The 21,192-nt window shown below is 73.1% G+C and carries 20 protein-coding genes and 1 pseudogene; 11 read left to right on the top strand and 10 right to left on the bottom strand.

Features of this window, described 5'->3' with window-relative positions; genetic code table 11:
• Positions 1-34 precede the first annotated feature (34 nt).
• Together PV342_RS33455 and PV342_RS33450 are read left to right on the top strand one after the other, a co-directional pair.
• Positions 35-1,021, top strand: a complete 987-nt coding sequence (locus PV342_RS33455; RefSeq protein ID WP_400801487.1) for a magnesium transporter CorA family protein — start codon at positions 35-37, stop codon at positions 1,019-1,021.
• Positions 1,022-1,041: 20 nt separating this feature from the next.
• Complete coding sequence (locus PV342_RS33450; RefSeq protein ID WP_329187879.1) at positions 1,042-1,428, top strand: arsenate reductase family protein; 387 nt, start codon at positions 1,042-1,044, stop codon at positions 1,426-1,428.
• A 181-nt stretch (positions 1,429-1,609) separates the two neighbouring features.
• On the opposite strand, the gene PV342_RS33445 is transcribed toward PV342_RS33450, so the two are convergent.
• A complete protein-coding gene (locus PV342_RS33445; protein ID WP_018556562.1) occupies positions 1,610-2,062 on the bottom strand; it encodes an Lrp/AsnC family transcriptional regulator in 453 nt (150 codons plus the stop codon).
• A 115-nt stretch (positions 2,063-2,177) separates the two neighbouring features.
• Here PV342_RS33445 and PV342_RS33440 point away from each other — a divergent pair, with 115 nt between their 5' ends.
• On the top strand, positions 2,178-3,182 hold the full coding sequence (locus PV342_RS33440) for an asparaginase (RefSeq protein ID WP_386991096.1): 1,005 nt from the start codon (positions 2,178-2,180) through the stop codon (positions 3,180-3,182).
• Between the two features lie 87 nt (positions 3,183-3,269).
• On the opposite strand, the gene PV342_RS33435 is transcribed toward PV342_RS33440, so the two are convergent.
• Entirely contained in the window at positions 3,270-3,464 is a 195-nt protein-coding gene (locus PV342_RS33435; protein ID WP_018556560.1) for a hypothetical protein, read from the bottom strand.
• 453 nt (positions 3,465-3,917) lie between these two features.
• Between PV342_RS33435 and PV342_RS33430 the strand changes: the two genes are divergently transcribed.
• Complete coding sequence (locus PV342_RS33430; protein WP_400801482.1) at positions 3,918-5,081, top strand: acyltransferase family protein; 1,164 nt, start codon at positions 3,918-3,920, stop codon at positions 5,079-5,081.
• On the opposite strand, the gene PV342_RS33425 is transcribed toward PV342_RS33430, so the two are convergent.
• Positions 5,062-6,204, bottom strand: coding sequence for a SpoIIE family protein phosphatase (locus tag PV342_RS33425; protein WP_326576108.1), 1,143 nt, complete (start codon positions 6,202-6,204; stop codon positions 5,062-5,064). The genes PV342_RS33430 and PV342_RS33425 overlap by 20 nt on opposite strands.
• A 128-nt stretch (positions 6,205-6,332) precedes the next feature.
• Between PV342_RS33425 and PV342_RS33420 the strand changes: the two genes are divergently transcribed.
• Positions 6,333-7,562: a GNAT family N-acetyltransferase gene (locus PV342_RS33420; protein ID WP_500319967.1), complete on the top strand. Its 1,230-nt coding sequence runs from the start codon at positions 6,333-6,335 to the stop codon at positions 7,560-7,562.
• A gap of 67 nt (positions 7,563-7,629) precedes the next feature.
• On the opposite strand, the gene PV342_RS33415 is transcribed toward PV342_RS33420, so the two are convergent.
• Together PV342_RS33415 and PV342_RS33410 are read right to left on the bottom strand one after the other, a co-directional pair.
• Positions 7,630-8,445, bottom strand: a complete 816-nt coding sequence (locus PV342_RS33415; RefSeq protein ID WP_018556556.1) for an Fpg/Nei family DNA glycosylase — start codon at positions 8,443-8,445, stop codon at positions 7,630-7,632.
• A gap of 7 nt (positions 8,446-8,452) precedes the next feature.
• A complete protein-coding gene (locus PV342_RS33410) occupies positions 8,453-8,941 on the bottom strand; it encodes a ribose-5-phosphate isomerase (protein ID WP_500319966.1) in 489 nt (162 codons plus the stop codon).
• Between the two features lie 140 nt (positions 8,942-9,081).
• Between PV342_RS33410 and PV342_RS33405 the strand changes: the two genes are divergently transcribed.
• Positions 9,082-10,545, top strand: coding sequence for an amino acid permease (locus PV342_RS33405; RefSeq protein WP_500319965.1), 1,464 nt, complete (start codon positions 9,082-9,084; stop codon positions 10,543-10,545).
• On the opposite strand, the gene PV342_RS33400 is transcribed toward PV342_RS33405, so the two are convergent.
• Positions 10,509-11,540, bottom strand: a complete 1,032-nt coding sequence (locus PV342_RS33400; RefSeq protein ID WP_500319964.1) for a serine/threonine kinase C-terminal domain-containing protein — start codon at positions 11,538-11,540, stop codon at positions 10,509-10,511. The two genes, PV342_RS33405 and PV342_RS33400, sit on opposite strands and share 37 nt — an antisense overlap.
• 142 nt (positions 11,541-11,682) lie before the next feature.
• Positions 11,683-11,955, bottom strand: a pseudogene (locus PV342_RS33395) (protein kinase domain-containing protein); the annotation flags it as partial.
• A 55-nt stretch (positions 11,956-12,010) separates the two neighbouring features.
• On the opposite strand from PV342_RS33395, the gene PV342_RS33390 reads away from it, so the two are divergent.
• Positions 12,011-12,184 (top strand): LPXTG cell wall anchor domain-containing protein, encoded by a 174-nt coding sequence (locus PV342_RS33390; RefSeq protein WP_400801476.1) that lies wholly within the window; start codon positions 12,011-12,013, stop codon positions 12,182-12,184.
• Between the two features lie 66 nt (positions 12,185-12,250).
• Here the strand turns inward: PV342_RS33390 and PV342_RS33385 are convergent, their stop codons facing one another.
• Complete coding sequence (locus PV342_RS33385) at positions 12,251-12,844, bottom strand: biotin transporter BioY (protein ID WP_400801474.1); 594 nt, start codon at positions 12,842-12,844, stop codon at positions 12,251-12,253.
• A 263-nt stretch (positions 12,845-13,107) separates the two neighbouring features.
• On the opposite strand from PV342_RS33385, the gene PV342_RS33380 reads away from it, so the two are divergent.
• A complete protein-coding gene (locus PV342_RS33380; protein WP_500319962.1) occupies positions 13,108-14,037 on the top strand; it encodes a carbohydrate kinase family protein in 930 nt (309 codons plus the stop codon).
• A 53-nt stretch (positions 14,038-14,090) separates the two neighbouring features.
• On the top strand, positions 14,091-14,792 hold the full coding sequence (locus PV342_RS33375) for an HAD family hydrolase (protein WP_400801470.1): 702 nt from the start codon (positions 14,091-14,093) through the stop codon (positions 14,790-14,792).
• Positions 14,793-14,807: 15 nt separating this feature from the next.
• On the opposite strand, the gene PV342_RS33370 is transcribed toward PV342_RS33375, so the two are convergent.
• Positions 14,808-15,449 carry a mycothiol-dependent nitroreductase Rv2466c family protein gene (locus PV342_RS33370; protein ID WP_018556550.1) on the bottom strand — a complete coding sequence of 214 codons (642 nt, stop codon included), beginning with the start codon at positions 15,447-15,449 and terminating at the stop codon, positions 14,808-14,810.
• Positions 15,450-15,610: 161 nt separating this feature from the next.
• On the opposite strand from PV342_RS33370, the gene pepN reads away from it, so the two are divergent.
• Positions 15,611-18,190 carry an aminopeptidase N gene (gene pepN / locus PV342_RS33365; RefSeq protein WP_500319960.1) on the top strand — a complete coding sequence of 860 codons (2,580 nt, stop codon included), beginning with the start codon at positions 15,611-15,613 and terminating at the stop codon, positions 18,188-18,190.
• Positions 18,191-18,435: 245 nt separating this feature from the next.
• The gene (locus PV342_RS33360) at positions 18,436-19,410 is read left to right on the top strand and encodes a hypothetical protein (RefSeq protein ID WP_386991073.1); all 975 of its coding nucleotides are present in this window, start codon (positions 18,436-18,438) and stop codon (positions 19,408-19,410) included.
• A gap of 9 nt (positions 19,411-19,419) precedes the next feature.
• On the opposite strand, the gene PV342_RS33355 is transcribed toward PV342_RS33360, so the two are convergent.
• Positions 19,420-21,168: a TIGR03767 family metallophosphoesterase gene (locus PV342_RS33355; RefSeq protein ID WP_500319959.1), complete on the bottom strand. Its 1,749-nt coding sequence runs from the start codon at positions 21,166-21,168 to the stop codon at positions 19,420-19,422.
• Positions 21,169-21,192: the final 24 nt, after the last annotated feature.

Below are 21,192 nucleotides of genomic sequence, written 5' to 3'. Positions count from 1 at the left end.
TGGGAGGTGTGCCGGTGTTCCACGGTGAGGAACGATGATCGTTACGGTGGTGTCGATGCCCGAGGGCGTCGCCGCCCGTGCCGCCGTGTCGGAGGCGCGTGAGCGGCTCGCGGCGTGCCGGTTCCTGCTCGTGGACGTCGAGGTGCCCGGCGATGGGCGGCCCGACGAGCTGACGATCGCCCGTGAACTCGGCCTGGAGGCCGAGGACCTGGCATGGCTGGGCAGGGCGGGCGAGACGGCGCGGGCGGAGTTCCACGGGGACAACGCCCGGTTCGTCGTGCCCGTCGTCGACGACGGCAAGGTCGTCCACGTCCATGTCTTCGTGACCGAGCGGTACCTGGTCACCGTCCACCGGGGGCCGAACACCCTGGTCGGGCGGTTCGTCACCCGGCTGCCGCACGAGCGGCCCGCGGACTCCACGGCCACGCTGTTCCTGCTGCTCGAGGACGCCCTGGAGACCTTCCGCAAGACCGCCGTGGAGGCATTGCTGCAGGTGGAGGACCTCGAGGACGAGATGTTCGAGAGCCGGCACCCTCAGCAGGTGTACCGGCTGGCGCGGCTGCGGCGGCGGGCGGCCCTGCTGCACCACGCCCTGCTGCCCTATCTGCAGGCGGCCGACGAGACCATCACCCGGCGGATGATGAGCGGCACCTTCCCCGAGGAGCGGCAACGGCTCGCGGCCTCGTACCAGCGGGCCGCGCGGATGGTGCTCGCCAGCATCGAGTCGCTCCAGGACGCGGCCCGGCGGGCCTTCGCCAGCTACTCCTCCCTCGTGTCCGGTGAACAGAACGGCGTGATCAACCGGCTGGCCATCGTCTCGACGATCTTCCTCCCGCTGACCTTCCTGACCGGCTTCTTCGGCATGAACTTCACGTACATGACGGACGAGTTGGAGAGCAGGGACGTCTTCTGGCTGCTCGCCGTGGGGCTGCAGGCACTCGTCCTGGTCATCGCCGTCTACGTGCTGCACCGCACCCGCATCTGGCGCAGGCTGCGCGACGACGGGCGCGACGACTCCTGAGGCCTCACTACATTGGCGGCATGGAGATCTGGATCAACCCCGCGTGCTCGAAGTGCCGCTCCGCGCTGCACCTGCTGGACGAGGAGGGCGCGCAGTACACCGTGCGCCGCTACCTGGAGGACCCGCCGGACGCGGACGAGATCCGCGCGGTGCTCGAGCGGCTCGGTCTGGAGCCGTGGGACGTCGTGCGGACCCAGGAGGCCGAGGCGAAGGAGCTGGGGCTGAAGGAGTGGCCGCGCGAGCCGGGTGAGCGGGAGCGCTGGATCGGGGCGCTCGCGGCGCACCCCCGGCTGATCCAGCGGCCGATCATCACCGCCGAGGACGGCACGGCGGTCGTCGCCCGCTCCGAGGAGGCGGTACGGGACGCCCTCGGACGCGTCCCGGGCGGCGCCGGGAACCCGGGGTAGAGCGCCTCGGCACACGGACAGCCCGGCGCCGGTGGTGAACCCGTCGAGGGCGCCACGGCGCCGGCGGAGCCGCCCGCCGGGGCGAGGCCGGGGCTCCGGACGCACGAGACCGCCCCGGCCCGGCGGGACGGCGAGGACGGCCCTCGACGCCGCTCTCGCCGGGCAGTGAACCTCTACGGCCCTAGCCGACCGGCACGCCCTGCGGCCCCTTGATCCGCTTCATGATCATCTGCGAGTTCACCTCGCTGACGCCGGGCAGGGCAATCAGTTTCTCCGTCCAGAAGCGCTCGTAGGCGTCGCTGTCGGCCACCGCGATCCGCAGCAGGCAGCCGGGCGCGCCGTAGAGCCGGTAGGCCTCGACGATGTCGGGGATGGCCTGCACCCGCTCCTCGAAGGCGGCGACGGACTCGCGGTCCCGCCGCACCTCGACGGAGGCGAAGACCTCGAAGCCGCGGCCGACGGCTGCCGGGTCGACGACGGCCCGGTAGCTCTGGATCACCCCGTCCTCCTCCAGTTGGCGCACCCGGCGCAGGCACGGGGAAGGGGTGAGGCCGACCCGGGCGGCCAGCTCCTGGTTGGTGAGCCGGCCGTCGGCCTGGAGCTCACGCAAGATTCTTCTGTCGATGGCGTCCACAAGGGCGATAGATACCACGCCTGGCGGATCTACGCGGGCTGATTGGCAATCCGATGCCGGGATTCAGCACATATCCTTGCGGGGGAGGATCGGCGAACGCACGAGCGAGGGAAACGTGAAGCACATCGTCGTGATCGGCACCGGCGGCACGATCGCCAGCCGGTGGCAGGGGGCCGGGTACGCGGCCGAGGCCGCCGGCCAAGAGGTGCTGGCGGCGGGCGCGGTCCCCGAGGGCGTCAAGGTGACCGTCCGCGACCTGTTCACGGTGAACAGCTCACGGCTGACCTCCGCCCACCAGATGGAGCTGCTGCGGACCGTCCACGAGGTGCTGGCGGACCCGGCCGTGGACGGCGTCGTGATCACGCACGGCACCGACACCATGGAGGAGTCCGCGTTCCTCCTCGACCTCCACCACGACGACCGGCGCCCAGTGGTCCTCACCGGCGCCCAGCTCCCGCTGGACTCCGTGGACGGCGACGCGCCGGGCAACCTCTACGACGCGCTGCTGACCGCCGCGACCGGCCGGGACATCGGCGTGGTCATCGCCTTCGGCGGCTTCGTGCACGCGGCCCGGGGCACGGTCAAGGCGCACACCCTGGACGTCCAGGCCTTCGCGGACCCCTCGGGACGGCCGCTGGGCCGGGTGAAGTTCGGCGAGATCGCCTGGGGCGCCCCGCGGCCGCGCCCCGCGGCGCTGCCGCTTCCGGACCCCGGCGCGAAGGCACCGCGCGTCGACGTCGTGATGCACCACGTGGACGCCGACCCGGTGCTCTTCGAGGCCGCGCTGGGCGCGGGGGCGCAGGGCATCGTGCTGGTCGGCACCGGGGCGGGCAACGCGACGCCCGACTTCGTGGCGGCGGTGCGCCGCGCGGTGGACGCCGGCGTGCTGGTCGCCGTGAGCACCCGGGTGGCGGCGGGGCCGGTGGCCCCGATGTACACCGGGGGCGGCGCGGTCGACCTCGCCGCTGCCGGCGGTGTGCTGGCCGGGACGCTGCGCGCGGGGCAGGCCCGTGTCGCCGTACTGGCGGCGCTGATGTCCGCGCAGAGCCCCGCGGAGCGGGCCGACGCGCTGCGCCGCATCATCGGGACGGCCGAGGACCGCACGCCGGCCGTCGCCTGACTCCCCGTCACCCGGCGCGGCCACCGCGCCGGGTGACGGGTGACTGCGACCGGTCGGTCCCCGGCGCGCGCCGCGCCCGGGGACCGATCAGAGGTTTATCTGGTTGATGGTGTCGGCCAGCGAGTCGAGGAACTTGTTGATCGACGGCGCCATGCCCGTGGAGGCAAGGAAGAAGCCGAAGAGCGCGGCAATGATGGCCGGGCCGACCTTGAGCGACTTGCCTCTTATCAGGACGACCATGATGATCGCCAACAACAGGACCACGGACAGGGAGATGGCCACTGGGGATCACATCCTCGGTCTGACGCCTCACCGTTCCGGGGAGAGCCACCGGCAGCCGCACCCCCGCGACGTCCATCGTGCCACCTGCCACCGACACCGTGACCCCGCGGAACACCCCTTCCCCGCGCGCCGGGGTCGCACACCTGTGACGCAGGACATCGCGATCGTTTCCGATCACTTCGATCGAGGCGAATCTCGCATTTACACGGCACGTTCGAGTGAATTTCCCTCAAACTATTTCCCCACACACCCACTTGCCACACAAAGGATCATCAAAAAACCTGCACAGTCGTCAACCTGTCTGGCGATATGCCCCGTTCAACCCTTATGGGACCACCCATAGCGGCACGGAACGGACAACGGCATGACCCATGCATTCCCGGGTGACAGCGCGGCGAACGCCATTACGGCCGAAAATTTACTCAGCCAGAGGCGCCCGCTATGGTGCATCAAATGTTCCAGCTCCCCCGCACGAACACCCTGTCCCCCGGCAGGACCCAGACCGGGAATTCCGTTCTCCCCGCCCCGCGCAAGGGGGCCTCCCCCCGCCCCGGACCGACCACCCCGGCGGAGACCTCCGCCCCCGCCGCGTGCAGCGCCCCCGCCGGGCGCGACCCGTTCTTCGACAACGCCAAGTACCTCGCCATCGTCCTGGTCGCGATGGGCCACGCCTGGGAACCCCTCACCGGGCACAGCAGGGCCGCCGGCGCGCTCTACATCCTCGTGTACGCGTTCCACATGCCGGCGTTCATCGTCATCTCGGGCCACTTCTCCAGGAGTTTCGACGCCCGCCCGGACCGCGTCAGGAGACTGATCACCGGCGTCGCCGTCCCGTACCTGCTCTTCGAGGCCGCCTACTCGCTCTTCAGGAACTGGGCGGACGACGCCGCGGCCCAGCCGCTCAGCCTGCTCGACCCCTGGTACCTCACCTGGTTCCTCGCGGCCCTGTTCATCTGGCGCCTCACCGCCCCCATCTGGCGGGTCGTCCGGCAGCCGGTCGCGGTCGCCCTGGTGATCGCGGCCCTCGCGTCGATCTCCCCGGCCATCGGTGACGACCTGGAACTCCAGCGCGTCCTGCAGTTCCTGCCCTTCTTCGTGCTCGGCATGTGCCTGAAGGCCGAGCACTTCCGCCTCACACGGCGGCGCATGGTGCGCGTGCTGTCCGTCCCGGTGGGCCTGGCCGCGCTGGCCGTCTCCTACTGGGTGGTGCCGCGGATGGACCGGGGATGGCTCTACCACCGCGCGAGCGCCCAGGAACTGGGCGCCCCCTGGTGGACGGGACCGGGCATGACGGCGGCGCTGTTCTGCTGCTCCCTGGCCCTGACGGTGTGCTTCCTCGCGTGGGTGCCGCGCCGCCGCACGTGGTTCACGGCGCTGGGCGCCGGCACGCTCTACGGCTACCTGCTGCACGGCTTCATCGCCAAGGGCTCGCGCTTCGGCCACTGGTACGACCACGGGTGGATCCACACCCCGCCGGGTCAGGTCGCGGTCACCGCGATCTCCGTCGTGGTGGTCACCGCGCTGTGCACCCCGCCGGTGCAGCGGATGTTCCGCTTCGCCGTGGAGCCGAGGATGGCCTGGGCGTTCCGGCCCGCGCTCAGTCCCGGCACACGATGAGCAGGGCGCGGTCGTCGTTGACGTCCTTGGCGACCGCCTCGATCAGCTGCCAGGCCGCGCCGCGGAAGCCGTGCGCCACGTACCGGTCGGCCTCGCCGATGAGCCGGTCGATGCCCTCGGTGAGGTCGCGGCCGGCCGCCTCGACCAGGCCGTCGGTGAAGAGCAGCAGGACGTCGCCGGAGCGCAGGGTGCCCTTCACGCTGTGGAACTCGGCGCCGTCGTACACCCCCAGCAGCGGGCCCTCGGCCGCCTTCTCCTCCCAGCGGCCGGTGCCCGCGCTGAGCTGCATGCCGGGCAGATGCCCGGCGGAGAGCAGCTCGTAGTCGCCGGTCTCCAGGTCGAGCACCAGGTGGACGGAGGTGGCGAAGCCCTCGTCCCAGTTCTGGCGGAGCAGGTAGCCGTTGGCGGCGGTGAGGAAGGCGTGCGGCGGCAGCGAACCGAGCAGGCCGCCGAAGGCGCCGGACAGCAGCAACGCGCGTGAGCCGGCGTCCATGCCCTTGCCCGACACATCGGTGAGGACGGCCTCCAGGATCCGCCCGCCCGACGTGCGGGTGGCCACCACGAAGTCGCCGGAGAAGGACTGTCCGCCGGCCGGCCGCAGCGCCATCTCGGCGTGCCAGCCCTCGGGCAGCCGCGGCAGCCTGCTCTGCACCCGGATGCGCTCGCGCAGGTCGAAGAGCATCGTGCCGCCGCGCATCCAGGGCACACCGACCCGGGCGCGGAACTGCGCGACGATCAGCCCGGCCAGCGCCACCGCCGCCACCACGAGCACGGTGCCCGGGGTCACCCGGCCGACGCCGTCGCGGTAGGGCCCGAGGACCGCCGACTCCACGACCATCGCGGCGGCGCTGGCCCCATACAGCAGCAGGAGGCTGGAGGGGCGCAGCAGCAGGCCGCCGACGAGGACGGGCAGCACCAGGGTGGTGGGCGGGCACCATTGCGGCGCCAGCACCGTGCCCCAGGCGATCAGCGGCACGCTGATCGTCAGGACGGTCAGTGCGAGCCAGTCGGCGGCGTCCCCGCGGAAGTAGTCCACAGCGGATTTGCGCAGGCCGACCCGGGCCCGGTGGACCGTCCTGCGCCACCGGGCCCTGAATCCGTCTCCTACCGGGCGTCGTGCCATCTTCCCGGCGACCCTATCCACCCTCACCCGTTCTCCGCATCGGAGGTGCCCCACAGGGTGCGCCGATTCGCCGCCACGACCGGCGAAAACCGGTCGCCCGCCCCCGGGGCGGCTGATAGGCAGGGCACATGACGGTGGAGTTGCGGGTTCTCGAGTCCGAACAGTGGGACGAGTGGTTCAGCACGCTGGAACGCGCGTTCGGCAGCGCGGTCTGGCCGACGGAGGAGCGGGAGTTCGACCGCGGGGTGACCGAGCTCTCCCGGTCGATCGCGGCCTGGGACGGCGCGGAGGTCGTCGGCACCGCGGGGGCGTTCTCCTTCCGCATGGCGGTGCCGGGCGGCGCCGTGGTCCCGGCGGCGGGCGTCACCATGGTCAGCGTCGCCTCGACGCACCGCCGGCGCGGGCTGCTGAGCTCGATGATGCGGCGGCAGCTGGACGAGGTGCACGAACTGGGCGAGCCCCTCGCGGTGCTCACGGCGTCAGAGCCGGCGATCTACGGCCGGTTCGGCTACGAGGTCGCCACCCGCCAGACGAGCCTGGAGGTCGACACCCTGCGGGCCGGCCTCACCGTGCCCGCGGGCGTCGACGGGGTCACGCTGCGCTTCGCCGACCCCGAGAAGGCCCTGGCGGCCTGCGAGGAGGTCTACGGGCGGCTGGTGCCCACCCGGCCGGGCATGCTGGAGCGGCGGCCGAACTGGGAGCGCAAGGGCGTGCTCGACCCGGAGGCGTTCCGGGACGGCGCCTCGAAACTGCTCTGCGTGGTCGCCGAGCGCGACGGAGAGGTGCGCGGCTACACCCGGTACGCGGTGAAGTCCGCCTGGAACCCGGCCGGACCGGACGGAACGGTGGTGCTGCGCGACCTGGAGGCACTGGATCCGGACACATATGCCGCGCTGTGGCGCTACCTGTTCGGCATCGACCTCACCTGCCGCATCACCGCGCGCAACCGCCCCGCCGACGACCCGGTCCTGCACCTGGTCGACGACGTGCGCCGCTGCGGCGTGCGCGTCAGGGAGGGCCTGCTGCTGCGCCCGGTCGAGGTGGGCGCGGCCCTGTCGGCCCGTACCTACGCGGCCCCGCTGGACGTCGTACTGGAGGTCTCCGACCCCTTCTGCCCCTGGAACGAGGGCCGCTGGCGGCTCGGCGGCGACGCCAAGGGCGCCACGTGCGAACGGACGACGGACGCCGCGGACCTTGCGCTGTCGGTGCGCGAGCTGGGCGCGGCCTACCTGGGTGACGTCTCGCTGACCGCGCTGGCGCGGGCCGGCCGCGTACGGGAGCTGCGGCAGGGCGCGCTCCGGGAGGCCGCCGTGGCCTTCGGCGGCGACGTCGCCCCCTGGCTGCCGCACGGCTTCTAGGCCCGAGGTCCCGGCGCGCGTTCCCCGGCCGGGGTGCTCCCGTTCGCGGGTGCCTCCGGCCGCGGCGTCAGCCCAGGGCGGGCTGGCAGGAGGGGCACCAGAAGAGGTTGCGTGCCACCAGGGAGGCGGTGCGCACCTCGGTGCCGCAGAGGTGGCAGGGCATCCCGGCGCGGCGGTAGACGTAGACCTCGCCGCCGTGGTCGTCGACGCGCGGCGGACGGCCCATGGCCTCGGGGGTGTGCTCGGGGCGGACGGTGTCGATGCGGTTGTTCCGCACGCCCTCGCGCATCAGGGCCACCAGATCGGCCCAGATCGCGTCCCAGCGCGCACGGTCCAGGTCGCGTCCCGCCAGGTACGGGTCGACGCCGTGCCGGAAGAGGACCTCGGCGCGGTAGACGTTGCCGACGCCGGCGACGACCTTCTGGTCCATCAGCAGCGCGGCGACGCTGGTGCGGCTGCGCGCCACGCGGGCCCAGGCGGTCTCCCCGGTGTCGGCGGGCCGCAGCGGGTCCGGGCCGAGCCGGTCGTGTATCGCCTGCTTCTCGGCCCCGGTGATCAGCTCGCAGGCGGTCGGCCCGCGCAGGTCGGCGTGATGCCCCTCGGTGGCCAGACGGAGCCTGACCTGGCCGACGGGGGCCGCGCCCGGGCCGGTGCCGAAGCCGAACTTCCCGTACAGCCCGAGGTGGACGTGGACCCAGCCGACCGGGCCGAAGCCCAGGAAGAGGTGCTTGCCGTGGGCCTCCGCGGACTCCATCACGGTGCCGTCCAGGAGGGCGGCGCCATCGGAGAACTTGCCCTGCGGACTGCTCGCGCGGACCACGCGGCCGGCGAAGCGTTCCCCGTGGTCCGCGGCGAGGCGGTGGATCGTATGCCCTTCGGGCATGCCCGGATCAGCCCTCCTGCGGGTGGTGCGGGGGGATCGGGGGCAGCTCGCCGGTGGTCTCGTACGCGGTGAGCATGTCGATGCGGCGGGTGTGGCGCGGCTCGCCCGAGTAGGGCGTGCCGAGGAAGACCTCGACGAACTTGGTGGCGTCGTCCGTGGTGTGCATGCGGGCGCCGACGCTGATCACGTTGGCGTCGTTGTGCTCGCGGCCGAGGGTCGCGGTCTCCTGGCTCCACGCGAGCACGGCCCGGACGCCCTTGACCTTGTTGGCGGCGATGGCCTCGCCGTTGCCCGAGCCGCCGATCACGATGCCGAAGGAGCCGGGGTCCGCGGCGGTGCGCTCCGCGGCGCGCAGGCAGAACGGCGGGTAGTCGTCCTGGGCGTCGTAGACGTGGGGGCCGCAGTCGACGGGCTCGTGCCCGTTGGCCTTGAGCCACTCCACCAGGTGGTTCTTGAGTTCAAAGCCGGCATGGTCGGAACCGAGGTACACGCGCATACGGACGAGTGTCGCACGGGCACGCTGGGCGACATGCCGTGGGTGTTCCGTGAGGGGAATTTGAGCGTGCGCTGAGGGTAGGACAACGAAACGGAATCGAAGGTTCCCCGATCGCGCCGGGCCGTGTTTCATGCCACCCCATGAGTACACGTCCCCCCACCCCAGTGGCCGGCTCCACCGCTCCGGCCCACGAGGCCGCGACGGAGCAGCAGGATGGCTCGGGCCTGAAGGCCGGGCTCAAGAACCGCCACCTGTCGATGATCGCGATCGGCGGTGTGATCGGCGCCGGCCTCTTCGTCGGCTCGGCCTCCGGCATCGCCGCCGCCGGACCCGGCATCCTCGTGTCGTACGCCCTCGTCGGCGTGATGGTCGTCTTCGTCATGCGCATGCTGGGCGAGATGGCCGCCGCCAACCCCACCTCCGGCTCCTTCTCCGCCTACGCCGACCGCGCGCTGGGCCGCTGGGCCGGCTTCTCCATCGGATGGCTGTACTGGTTCTTCTGGGTCGTGGTGCTGGCGGTCGAGGCGACCGCCGGGGCCAGGATCCTGGAGGGCTGGGTGCCGGCCGTCCCGCAGTGGGGCTGGGCGCTGATCGTGATGGTCGTGCTCACCGCGACCAATCTGGCCTCGGTGGCCTCCTACGGCGAGTTCGAGTTCTGGTTCGCCGGGATCAAGGTCGTGGCCATCGCCGGTTTCATCGTGCTCGGCGCGCTCGCGGTCCTCGGGGTACTGCCCGGCAGCCACGACGACGCCGTCGGGCTGGGCAACCTCACCGCGCACGGCGGCTTCCTCCCCAACGGCCCCGGCAAGATCCTCACCGGTGTGCTGCTGGTCGTGTTCTCCTTCATGGGCAGCGAGATCGTCACGCTGGCCGCCGGTGAGTCCGCCGACCCCGAGCGCGCGGTCACCAAGGCCACCAACAGCGTGATCTGGCGGATCGGCGTCTTCTACCTGGGCTCGATCTTCATCGTGGTGGCGCTGCTGCCGTGGAACGACCCGTCGATCGCGAAGGACGGCTCCTACGTCGCGGCGCTGAACTCGATCGGTGTCGCGCACGCCGGCCAGATCATGAACGTGATCGTGCTGACGGCGGTGCTGTCCTGCCTCAACTCCGGTCTCTACACCGCCTCGCGCATGGCCTTCTCCCTGGGCCGGCGCTGTGACGCGCCCAAGGCCTTCGCCCGCACCACCGGCCGCGGTGTGCCGCAGGCGGCGATCCTGGGCTCGGTCGTCTTCGGCTTCTTGGCGGTCTTCTTCAACTACCGGTACCCCGACACCGTCTTCCTCTTCCTGCTCAACGCCTCCGGCGCGATCGCCCTGTTCGTGTGGCTGGTGATCTGCTTCTCCCAGCTGCGCATGCGGAAGATCATCCTCAGGGAGGCCCCGGAGCGGCTGCGGGTGCGGATGTGGCTGTACCCGTACCTGACCTGGGCGACGATCCTGATGATCGTGTTCGTGCTCGGCTACATGCTCACCGACACCGCCGACGGCGGCGGCCGGGACCAGGTGGTCGTCTCGGTGCTGGCGGCACTCGCCGTCGTCGCCGTCGCGGTGGTGCGCCAACTGCTTCACAAGGGCCGGAAGGACTCCCCCACCCGCTCGTAGGCGGCCGGCGCGGCGGACCCGGCCGAAGCCGCGTACCAGACGTTCAGCTGGTACGACTTGCCTCCCTCGGTGAAGCCGAGCTGCCGCGCCTTCCAGGGCGCGCCGGCCTGGGTGAAGGAGTACTCCCAGACGACCGCGGGGCGTCCGCGGAACGACGTCCGCTCCAGACGGGTCCTGCGGTAACCGGGCACGTCGTGGGAACCGGACTCGAAGACGCGCCACTGCTCCAGGAGGTCGCCGCCCCGTGCGAGTGCGTACGAGGCGGCGATCTCCTGCCGTCCGTCCGGGGCGTGGTAGTGGACGTTGGACGGGCTCTTCGCACTGCGCGTCCAGCCCCGCGGCGGCTGCCAGGCGAAGCCGGTCTCGTTGCGCTCCCCGGGGGCGGACGTACCGGTGGACGGACCGGCGGGCGAGGTGGCGCCGGTCGACGGGGGACGGCTGGTGCCCGCGACGACGGGGCCCTCACGGTGGCCGGTGCGCGGCGCGGTCAGCAGGACGACGGTGACGGCGAGGACCGCGGCGGCCGCTCCCGCCGCGGTCAGCAGGGCCGCCCGGCGGACCCGCGAGGGGGGCCGCGCGGCGGGACCGGGGTCGGGAACGGGCTCGGGCCCGCGGTCCGGCTCCGGGCCGGGCGCGGGTTCGGGCGCGGGTTCGGGCGCGGGTTCGGGCGCGGGTTCGGGTTCGGCTTCAGGTGCGGGTTCGGGCGCGGGTTCGGGCGCGGGTTCGGGTTCGGCTTCAGGTGCGGGTTCGGGTTCGGGTTCGGGTGCGGGTTCGGGTGGCGCCGGGGTGCGGCGCTCCCAGCCCGGCGGGACGGCGTCCTCCGGTTCCGGGTCCGCCTCCGGTTCGGCTTCCGGCACCGGGGCGGCCCTTCCGACGGCGAGCGTCGGGGTGCGTCCCTCCCGCGGGGGCGGCGGCGCCTGCCGGGTGACGACGGTCGGACCGCCCGGGGGCGTACCGAGCGCGGCGAGCGCCTCGTCCAGGCCGTCCAGGGTCATCCGCTCCGCGGGGTCCTTGCGCAGCAGGGCCGACAGGGTGGAGCGGCCCGGCGCCGGCGGGCAGCAGGGGCTCCTCGTAGAGCACCGCGTGCAGGGTGGCCAGGGTGGTGGCCCGGGAGAACGGCGACGTGCCCTCCAGGGCGGCGCAGAGGGACGCGCCCAGGGACCACAGGTCCGACGGCGGTCCCTGGTGGCGGCCCTCGACCCGTTCGGGGGCCATGTAGTCGGATGAGCCGACCAGCATCCCGGCCATGGTCAGCGCGGTGGCGTCCTGGATCGCCGCGATACCGAAGTCGGTCAGGACGACCCTGCCCCGGGTGTCGATCAGTACGTTGCCGGGCTTGATGTCACGGTGCAGCACGCCGACCGCGTGCACCTCCCGCAGCGCGCGGGCCAGTCCGGTCCCGATCCGCACGGCCTCGGCCACGCCGACCGGGCCGTCCTGGACCAGCACCTGCTCCAGGGAACACGTGCCCTTCGGCCCCGACACCTCCGCGAGCGCGAGTCCCTCCGCGCCCGGCACGCTGCCGGACACCGGCGCTCCCGGCCGCACGGCCGTCCTGCTGCTGGGCGGCGGCCTGCTGCTGGCCGCCGGCGGCGCCGGCCTGTGGCTGACCCGGCGCGGGCCGGCGCCACGGCACTGACGCGGAACGGGTGGGGGCGGGGCCTGCGCCCCGCCCCCACCCGGGTGCGTCGTACGCCGTGTCCGGTCAGCCGCGGCGGCCGACCAGCTTCCAGGCGGCGGGCAGCGCACCCATGGCGAGGGCGGCCTTCAGCGCGTCGCCGATGAGGTACGGGGTCAGGCCCAGCGCCACGGCCTGGCCGGCGTTCAGGTGCGCGGCCAGCGCCAGGTAGGGGACGCCCACGGCGTAGGTGACGGCGCTGCCGGCCACCATGACGCCGGCCATCCGCCACACGCTGCGGTCGGCACCCCGCCGGGCCAGCGCGCCCACGAGCGCCGACGCCAGCGCCATGCCGAGGATGTAGCCCAAGCTCGGCGCCGCGGCACCGGACGACCCCTCCGCGAACCACGGCACCCCGGCCACACCGGCCACCGCGTACAGCGCGAGCGCCAGGAAGCCGCGGCGCGCGCCGAGGGCCGTGCCCACCAGCAGCGCGGCGAAGGTCTGGCCCGTCACGGGCACCGGCGACCCGGGGACCGGCACCGACAACTGCGCGGCCAGGCCGGTCAGTACGGCGCCACCGGTCACGAGGGCCACGTCGCGCAGCCGCGACGCGGGGATGAGGTCGGCGAGGACCGGGTGGGTCCGTACGGCGGAAGCGGCGGGAACTGCGCTGGCCATCGGGTGACTCCGCGGGGTGAGGTCAGGTTCGGGACACCGTGACGTTAACCCGCCCCGCCCTCACCGATCATCGTCCGCCGATCACAAAGGCCTGATCACGGCCTTGGTCGCCTTCCTACAAGGAAGCCGCACCGGGCGTGAGCTTCGTCACCCGGGCCTTAGTGGGGTTTCTCCAATCACCGCCGGAGCGTCGCGGGAGCCCCGCCGGCGGCCGGCTGCGACACGGCTCCGGCGGCCGGTCGGCGGCCTCCTATGCTGCCCGCATGAGCGCTCCGTCCTCCCCCTCCCGCGTCGGCGTCGTCGGCGAGGTCCTCGTCGACCTGCTGTGGCGTTCCGGGGAGCGGCAGGTCACACCGGTGCCCGGCGGCAGCCCCGCCAACGTCGCGGTCGGCCTGCACCGGCTGGGGCGGCCGACCACCCTGGTCACCACGTGGGGCGACGACCCGCCCGGCGAACTGGTGCGGGCGCATCTGGAGTCCACCGGGGTCGAGGTGGTGCGGGCCGCGAGCCCGGCCGGGCGCACCACGCTGGCGATGGCCTACCTCGACCGGGACGGCTCCGCCTCGTACGACTTCCTGGCCTCGTGGGACCCGGAGCGGCTGCCGCTGCCCGCGGACACCGCGGTGCTGCACACCGGTTCGCTCGCCGCGGTGGTGGAACCGGGTGCGGCGCGGGTGCTGGAGCTCTGCCGCGAGCTGCACGCCGTACCGGGGCGCACCGTCGTCGCCGACCTCAACGTGCGGCCAGCCGTCCAGCCCGACCGGCTCGCCTACCGCCGGGCGTGCCTGCGGCTGGCCGCCGTCACCGACGTGGTCAAGGCCAGCGACGTCGACCTGGCGTGGCTCTTCCCGCGGCTCGCCCCGCAGGAGGCGGCGCGGGCGCTGCTCGCCGAGGGGCCGGCGCTCGCGGTCGTCACGCTGGGCGCGCAGGGCGCGTTCGCGGTGACCGGGGACGCCCTCGTACGGGTGGCCGCGCCCGAGGTCCGCGTCGTCGACACCATCGGGGCGGGCGACGCCTTCCAGGCGGCGCTGCTCGACGCGATCGCCGATGGCGGCGTCCCCGCCTCGCGCGACGGCCTCGCCTCCGTGCTGGAGCGCTGCGTCACGGCCGCGGCGCTCAACTGCACGCGCGTGGGCGCCGATCCGCCGTCCCGCACGGAGCTGGACGCGGCGCTGGCCGCACGGCACGTCTGACCCCGGCGGAAAATGCGCGGCAGGCGGGCACGGGCTCTGGTTACCCTCGCGGGATGGACGAGGCACGGCTGACGGGGCAGGTACTGGTCTTCGACGCGGACGACACGTTGTGGGAGAACAACGTCGTCTTCGAGCGGGTGATAGAGGACTTCCTGGACTGGGTGGACCATCCCGTCCTGGACCGCACGCAGATCAGGGCGCTGCTCAACGAGATCGAGGCGGCGAACGCGGTCGTCCACGGCTACGGCAGCAAGGTCTTCCTGCGCAGCCTGGGCGAGCTCCTGGAGCGGCTGCGGGAACGCCCCGTCACGCAGGACGAGCTGCGGCAGGTGGACGAGCTGGCGGTGGCCTTCGTGGAGCACCGGGTGGAGCTGATGCCCGGCGTGGCGGGCACGCTGGACGAGCTGGGCACCCGCCACGAGCTGCTGCTCCTCACCAAGGGCGACGAGGAGGAGCAGGCGCGCAAGGTGGCGGCCTCGGGGCTGGCGGACCGCTTCCGGGGGGTGCACATCGTGCCGGAGAAGGCCGCGGGCACCTACCGCGCGCTTCTGGCGGAGTACGGCTTCGCGCCGGGCGGGAGCTGGATGATCGGGAACTCCCCGAAGTCGGACATCCTGCCCGCACGCGAGGCCGGGATGGGCGCGGTGTTCATCCCCAACGAGAACACCTGGGTGCTGGAGCAGTCCGAGCTGGATCCGGCCGACGAGCGGGTGCTGCGGCTGGCGGCCTTTCCCGAACTGCTCCGGCACTTCTGACCGGGCCGGCCGGGCTCAGTCGAAGACCGGGCCCTGGTCGCGGGTCCGCTTGATCTCGTAGAAGCCGGGGGTCGACGCGACGAGCAGGGTGCCGTCCCACAGGCGGGCCGCGGCCTCGCCCTTGGGCGCCGGGGTGACGACCGGGCCGAAGAAGGCGATCTGCTCGCCGTCGGCGCCGGGGACGGCGATGACCGGGGTGCCGACGTCCTGGCCGACCTTGGAGATGCCCTCCTGGTGGGAGGCGCGCAGCTCCGCGTCGTAGGCGTCGCTGCGGGCGAAGTCGGCGAGCTCGGCGGGCAGGCCCGCCTCCTCCAGTGCGGCGACGATCACGTCGTGGTCCTTGTGGCCCAGGCCCTGGTTGTGGATGCGGGTGCCCAGCGCGGTGTAGAGGGGGCCGAGCACCTTGCTGCCGTACTTCTGCTCGGCGGCGATGCAGACGCGGACGGGGCCCCAGGCCGTGGTCAGGAACTCCCGGTACTGCTCGGGCAGCTCGTCGCGGTTCTCGTTGAGGACGGCGAGGCTCATCACGTGCCAGCGCACCTCGACGGGCCGCACCTTCTCCACCTCCAGCATCCAGCGGGAGGTCATCCACGCCCAGGGGCAGGCGGGGTCGAACCAGAAGTCCACCGGGGTGGGGGTGGTCGTGGTCTCGGTCACGTTTCTCTCCTCCGGGCATGGTGCGGTGACGCGCTGTTTCCCAGGGCGCAACGCCCTCGCCGCCGTCCCCATTCCCGTGCGCCGCCGTCAGGGCCGACATGCGAAGATGCGTGGCGTCCACACGACAGATCCCACGACGGCGTGCGAAGGATGGAGACCCCGTGCCCGGTGAGAACCTCACGCGTGACGAGGCCCGAGAGCGGGCACGGCTGCTCGCTGTGGACGGTTACGAGGTCGCCCTCGACCTCCGGTCGGCGCTGCGTCCACAGGAGCGGACGTTCCGGTCGGTGACGACGATCAGGTTCCGCTGCACGGAGCCCGGCGCCTCCAGCTTCGCCGACCTGCTCGCCCCCTCGGTGACGTCGGTGACACTCAACGGCCGCGAGCTCGACCCCGCGGAGGTCTTCGACGGGACGCGGATCGCGCTGGACGGCCTCGCCGCCGAGAACGTCCTGGTGGTGGACGCGCAGTGCGCCTACAGCCGGACGGGCGAGGGCATGCACCGCTTCACCGACCCCGAGGACGGCGAGGTCTACCTCTACACGCAGTACGAGCCGGCCGACGCCCGCCGGGTCTTCGCCGACTTCGAGCAGCCCGACCTGAAGGCGCCGTTCACCTTCTCCGTCACCGCGCCCGAGTCCTGGGTGGTGCTCGGCAACGAGCGGGTGACCGGGGTCTCCGGCGGCGGCGAGACGCGGCACTTCGCGCCGACCCGGCCGATCTCCACGTACATCACGGCGGTCGTGGCCGGGCCGTACCACATGGTCCACGACACCTACCGGCGCGCGCTGCCGGACGGCTCCGAGCTGGAGATCCCGCTGGGCGCGCTGTGCCGCAAGGGCCTCGCCCGGCACTTCGACGCCGACGAGATCTTCACCGTCACCAAGCAGGGCCTGGACTTCTTCCACGACCACTTCGGCTACCCGTACCCCTTCGGGAAGTACGACCAGGCCTTTGTGCCCGAGTACAACATCGGCGCGATGGAGAACCCGGGGCTGGTCACCTTCCGCGAGGAGTACGTCTTCCGCGGCAAGGTCACCCGGGCGTCCTACGAGGCCCGGGCGAACGTCATCCTGCACGAGATGGCGCACATGTGGTTCGGCGACCTGGTCACCATGCGGTGGTGGGACGACCTGTGGCTGAAGGAGTCCTTCGCCGACTTCATGGGCGCCTTCTCGCTGGTGGAGGCCACCCGCTACAAGGACGGCTGGATCACCTTCGCCAACCGCCGCAAGGCCTGGGCCTACCGCGCCGACCAGCTGCCCTCCACCCACCCGGTCACGGCCGACATCCGCGACCTGGAGGACGCCAAGCTCAACTTCGACGGCATCACCTACGCCAAGGGCGCCAGCGTGCTCAAGCAGCTGGTGGCGTACGTCGGGCGGGACGCCTTCCTGGAGGGCGCGCGCCGCTACTTCCAGCGCCATGCCTACGGCAACACCGAGCTGGGCGACCTGCTGTCGGTGCTGGCCGAGACCTCGGGGCGCGACATGGCCGGGTGGTCGCGGTCCTGGCTGCAGACCGCGGGCGTCAACTCGCTGACCCCGCAGGTGGCGTACGACGCCGACGGACGGATCGCCGAGCTGGCCGTGGCGCAGGATGCCGCCCCCTCGCACCCCGAACTGCGGCCGCACCGGGTCGCGGTGGGGCTCTACCGGCGCACCGCGCAGGGCACCGTGGAGCGCTACGCGCGCGTCGAGACCGACGTCGCGGGCCCGCGCACGGTGGTGGGCGAGCTCGCCGGGGCGGAACGTCCCGACCTGGTGCTGGTCAACGACGACGACCTGACCTACTGCAAGATCCGCTTCGACGAGGACTCCCTGGCCACGGTGCGGGAGCACCTGGGCTCGCTCACCGACCCCATGGCCCGCGCCCTGGCCTGGTCCGCGGTGTGGAACATGACCCGCGACGGGCTGATGCCCGCCCGGGACTACCTCGGCCTGGTGCTGCGCTTCGCCGGCGCGGAGACCGACATCGGCGTCCTGCACGGGCTGCACATGCAGGCCCGTACGGCGCTGAGCGACTACGCGGCGCCGGCCTGGCGCGAGCAGGGCGGGCGCGAGCTGGCCGACGGCGCGCTGCGCGAGCTGCGCGCGGCGGCCCCGGGCAGCGGCCACCAGCTGGCCTGGGCCCGCTTCCACGCGGCCGTGGCCTCCGGGGACGCCGGGACGGACGTGCTGCGCGGGCTGCTCGACGGCACCGAGAAGATCGACGGGCTCGAGGTCGACCAGGAGCTGCGCTGGGCCTTCCTGGAGGCCCTGGCCGCGGGCGGCCGGGCCGACGAGGCCGCCGTCGCGGCGGAGCTGGCCCGCGACGACACCGCCTCCGGCAAGCGGCACCAGGTGCGCTGCCTGGCGGCGCGGCCCTCCGCGACCGTCAAGGAGCAGTGCTGGGCGTCGGTCGTGGAGTCCGACGCGCTGTCCAACGCGCTCGTCGAGGCCACCATCGCGGGCTTCGACCAGGCGGGCCAGCGCGAGCTGCTCGCCCCCTACGCGGACCGCTATTTCGAGGTGATCGAGCGGGTCTGGAAGGAGCGCTCGATCGAGATCGGCATGGCCGTGGTCCGCGGGCTCTTCCCGCACCACCAGGACCGGCCCGCCACGCTCGACGCCGCGGACTCCTGGCTGGCCGCCCACGCGGACGCGCCGCCGGCGCTGCGCCGGCTGGTCGCCGAGTGCCGTGACGACCTCGCGCGGGCGCTGCGGGCGCAGGAGCGGGACGCGGCGGCGGGGGCCGTCTGAGGCCTCCCTCCCGGAAGGGAACAGGTGACCGGTCACCCCAATGGCGTACGCGGGGTACCGCCCGGCCCCGGTGGTGCGACAGCATCGCCGGGGCCGCCCGCAGGTGGGAGAGGTAGGTCACCCGAATAGGTGAAAAACGGCACTCGGCAACCGAACGTCTGAACTTTAGTGCGGTGATGTCCGCATTTGTCGACGGTACGGTAACAGCCGTTAGCCCCCCCGGGGGATGCGGGAATCCACCCGCCATGAACCACAACATCCCCCTCAGCCCCCGCCCCCTCGACCACCTCTCCCGCACCCGGCCGACCGTGCTGTCGGCCCGCCAGCTGCGGGAGCACGGCGTCGCCCCGGAGACGCTGGCCGAGCGCAGCCGCCCCGGCGGTCCCTGGCAGGAGGTGCTGCCCCGGGTGTACGTCCTCCACCGCGGCCGGCCCACCGGCGACGAGCGCGTCCGGGCGGCACTGCTCTACGCGGGCCGCGAGGCGATGGTCACAGGGCTCGCGGCGCTCGCCCTGCACCGCTTCTCCTCGGTGCCGCCACTGGTCGGCCTGGACCGGATCGACCTGCTGGTGGCCCGGCAGCGGCGGCTGCGGGCCGTCGGCGACGTGGGGCTGGTGCGCACCACCGCGCTGCCCCGGCCGCGCGAGGTGCAGGGCGTGCCGTGCGCGCCGCTGCCCCGGGCACTGGCGGACGCGGTGGAGGAGCTGGACGACGCCCGGGCGGTGGGCCAGGTGCTGACCGAGGCGGTGCGCGGCGGCCACTGCGAGGCGTCGGCGCTGGTCGCGGAGCTGAGCCGGGCCCGTCTGCTGTCCCGCCCGCACGTGGTGGAGGCGGTGGACGCGCTGGTGGCCGAGGGCCGCGCGATCGCCGAGAAGCGGCTGTACACGATGGTGCGCTGCTACGGGCTGCCCGACCCGCTGTGGAACGTGGACCTGCGGCTGCCGGGCGGCCCGTACCTGGGCGGCGTGGACGCGTACTGGCCGGAGCACGCGGTCGCGGTCGAGCTCGACGCCCGCGTGCCCCGCCAGGAGGACGACGCCCTGTGGGCCGAGTACGCCCGCAAGCGCGAGCACCTGGAGCGACTCGGCATCTCGGTCGTGCACATCACTCCGCGCAAGCTCCGGGAGTCCCTGGAGCAGCAGGCCACCGTCGTCCGTACGGCCCTGATGGCCGCGGCCGACCGCAACCCCGCGTCGTGGGTGGTGGTGCTGCCGCGGTGACCCCGGCGGTCAGCGCTTCTTCAGCAGCAGTTCCACGTTGCGGTCGCCCGGCTCGCCGGAGAGCGTCGCCCGGGAGCCCGGCGCGTTGAACGCGAGCTCGCGGTAGAGCGAGGCGAGCCCGGTCTGCGACAGGTCGGAGAGATCGGTGCGGTAGGGAGCGGCGGACTCCACGAGCGTGCAGAGCAGCGAGAGCGTGCCGTCGTGGTTGTCGGTCAGCTCGATGATCCGGGCCAGCTGCGGATAGTCGACGTGGGAGGCGGTGGAGACCTCCCAGAAGGTGCCGTGCGGGACGATCCGGTTCTTGTGGCTGTGCCCGTTGATCCAGGCGGCGACGCCCGGATGCCGGCCGAGCAGCGCGAGCACCTCGTCGCCGCCGTGCCGCCGCTCGCCGGGGCGGGCGGGATCGCGGACCAGGTTGGTCATCGACCAGCTGGGGTGGTGGCTGAAGACCAGCACGGTCTCGCCGGCGTGCGCGGTGAGCGTCCGGTCCAGCCAGTTCAGCTGTTCCGTCCCGAGGGAGCCGCGGTAGTCGCCGCCACGGTCGGTGGTGTCGAGGCTGACGCCGAGCACGCCGTCGGAGATCCGGAACGCGTAGTGGAGCCGGCCGGAGTCGAGTTCGGCCGTCGTGTAGCCGTGGCCGACGGGACCGGCCCCGGCGTGCGCCGGGTCCAGATGGGCGGCGATGTACTCGCGCGGGGTGACCGGTGCCCGGCGTCCGTCGGGGGTGACGGTGCGGGTGGTGCTCTTGTAGCGGTTCCAGGCCTCGCGGAAGCGGGTGCCCTGGGGGTCGGGCCCCTGGCGCAGGAACGTGTTGACGGCTTCGGCCTCGGCCGGGGGCAGCCAGAACAGCTTGCGTGAGCCCAGCGCCAGGTCGTGGAAGAAGGACGAGGCGGCGTACGAGCCCCCGTACAGCTGGTCGTGGTTGCCGATGGTGGAGTACCACGGGACGTTCAGGCCGGGGCTGTTGAGCTCGCGGACCGCGGCGGCGAGGAAGCCGGGCAGGCGGGGGTAGCCGGCCGCCTTGTCGGCGTCGCGCAACGCGTCGTCCGGCTGCCAGAAGCCCTTCAGCCCGGAGTCCTGCACGCCCTCGTAGTGGCCCGGGTCGCCCGAGTCGGGGGTGAACCGGCCGCCGCTCATCACCGCGAGGAACCAGTCCAGTTCGATGCGCGAGTTGTTGTCGGTGTTGTCGCCGGTGGTCATGACGAAGCCGATGGGCGTGCCGGTGGCGGGCCCGTACCGCAGGGCGTTGACCCGCTCGACGAGGGAGACGGCGCCGGCGTTGGTGAGCGCCTCCTGGGGACGCCAGCCGGCGGAGGCGGCGGAGCGCAGGAACTCGTAGCGCTGCGGGTTCTGCACATCCGTCAGGTGCAGGTCAGTGAACTGCACGAAGCAGGACAGGCTCGTACGGCGAGCGGCGCGGCCGCGCCCGGCGGCGGCCAGCTCGGTGCGGGTGACCCGCTTCCAGCCGGGGCCCTCACCGAGCCGGCGGTAGCCTCCCCGGCCGCGCGGGGCCGCGACGGAGTGCAGGGTCGTGCCCGCGGTGTAGGGCCGCGCGGCGGCCGGCCCGGCGGGTGACCTGGGGGCAGCCGGGAGGCCGGACGCGGGCCCGGTGACCGGTTCCGCGGGTGGGGGCGCGGCCGTCGCGTCGCCCGAACCGGGGACGAGCGCGAAACCGAGCCCCGCCCCGAGGGCGGTCGCACCCGAGGCGATCAGGACGTTGCGGCGGCTGAGGGCGGCAGCGGACACGGGATCAGGCATGGCGGGTTCCCTCGGTGGACGGTG

The sequence above is a fragment of the Streptomyces sp. PA03-3a genome (assembly GCF_033792735.1).
GTDB lineage: Bacteria > Actinomycetota > Actinomycetes > Streptomycetales > Streptomycetaceae > Actinacidiphila.
This window is presented reverse-complemented; position numbering and strand designations above follow the sequence as displayed.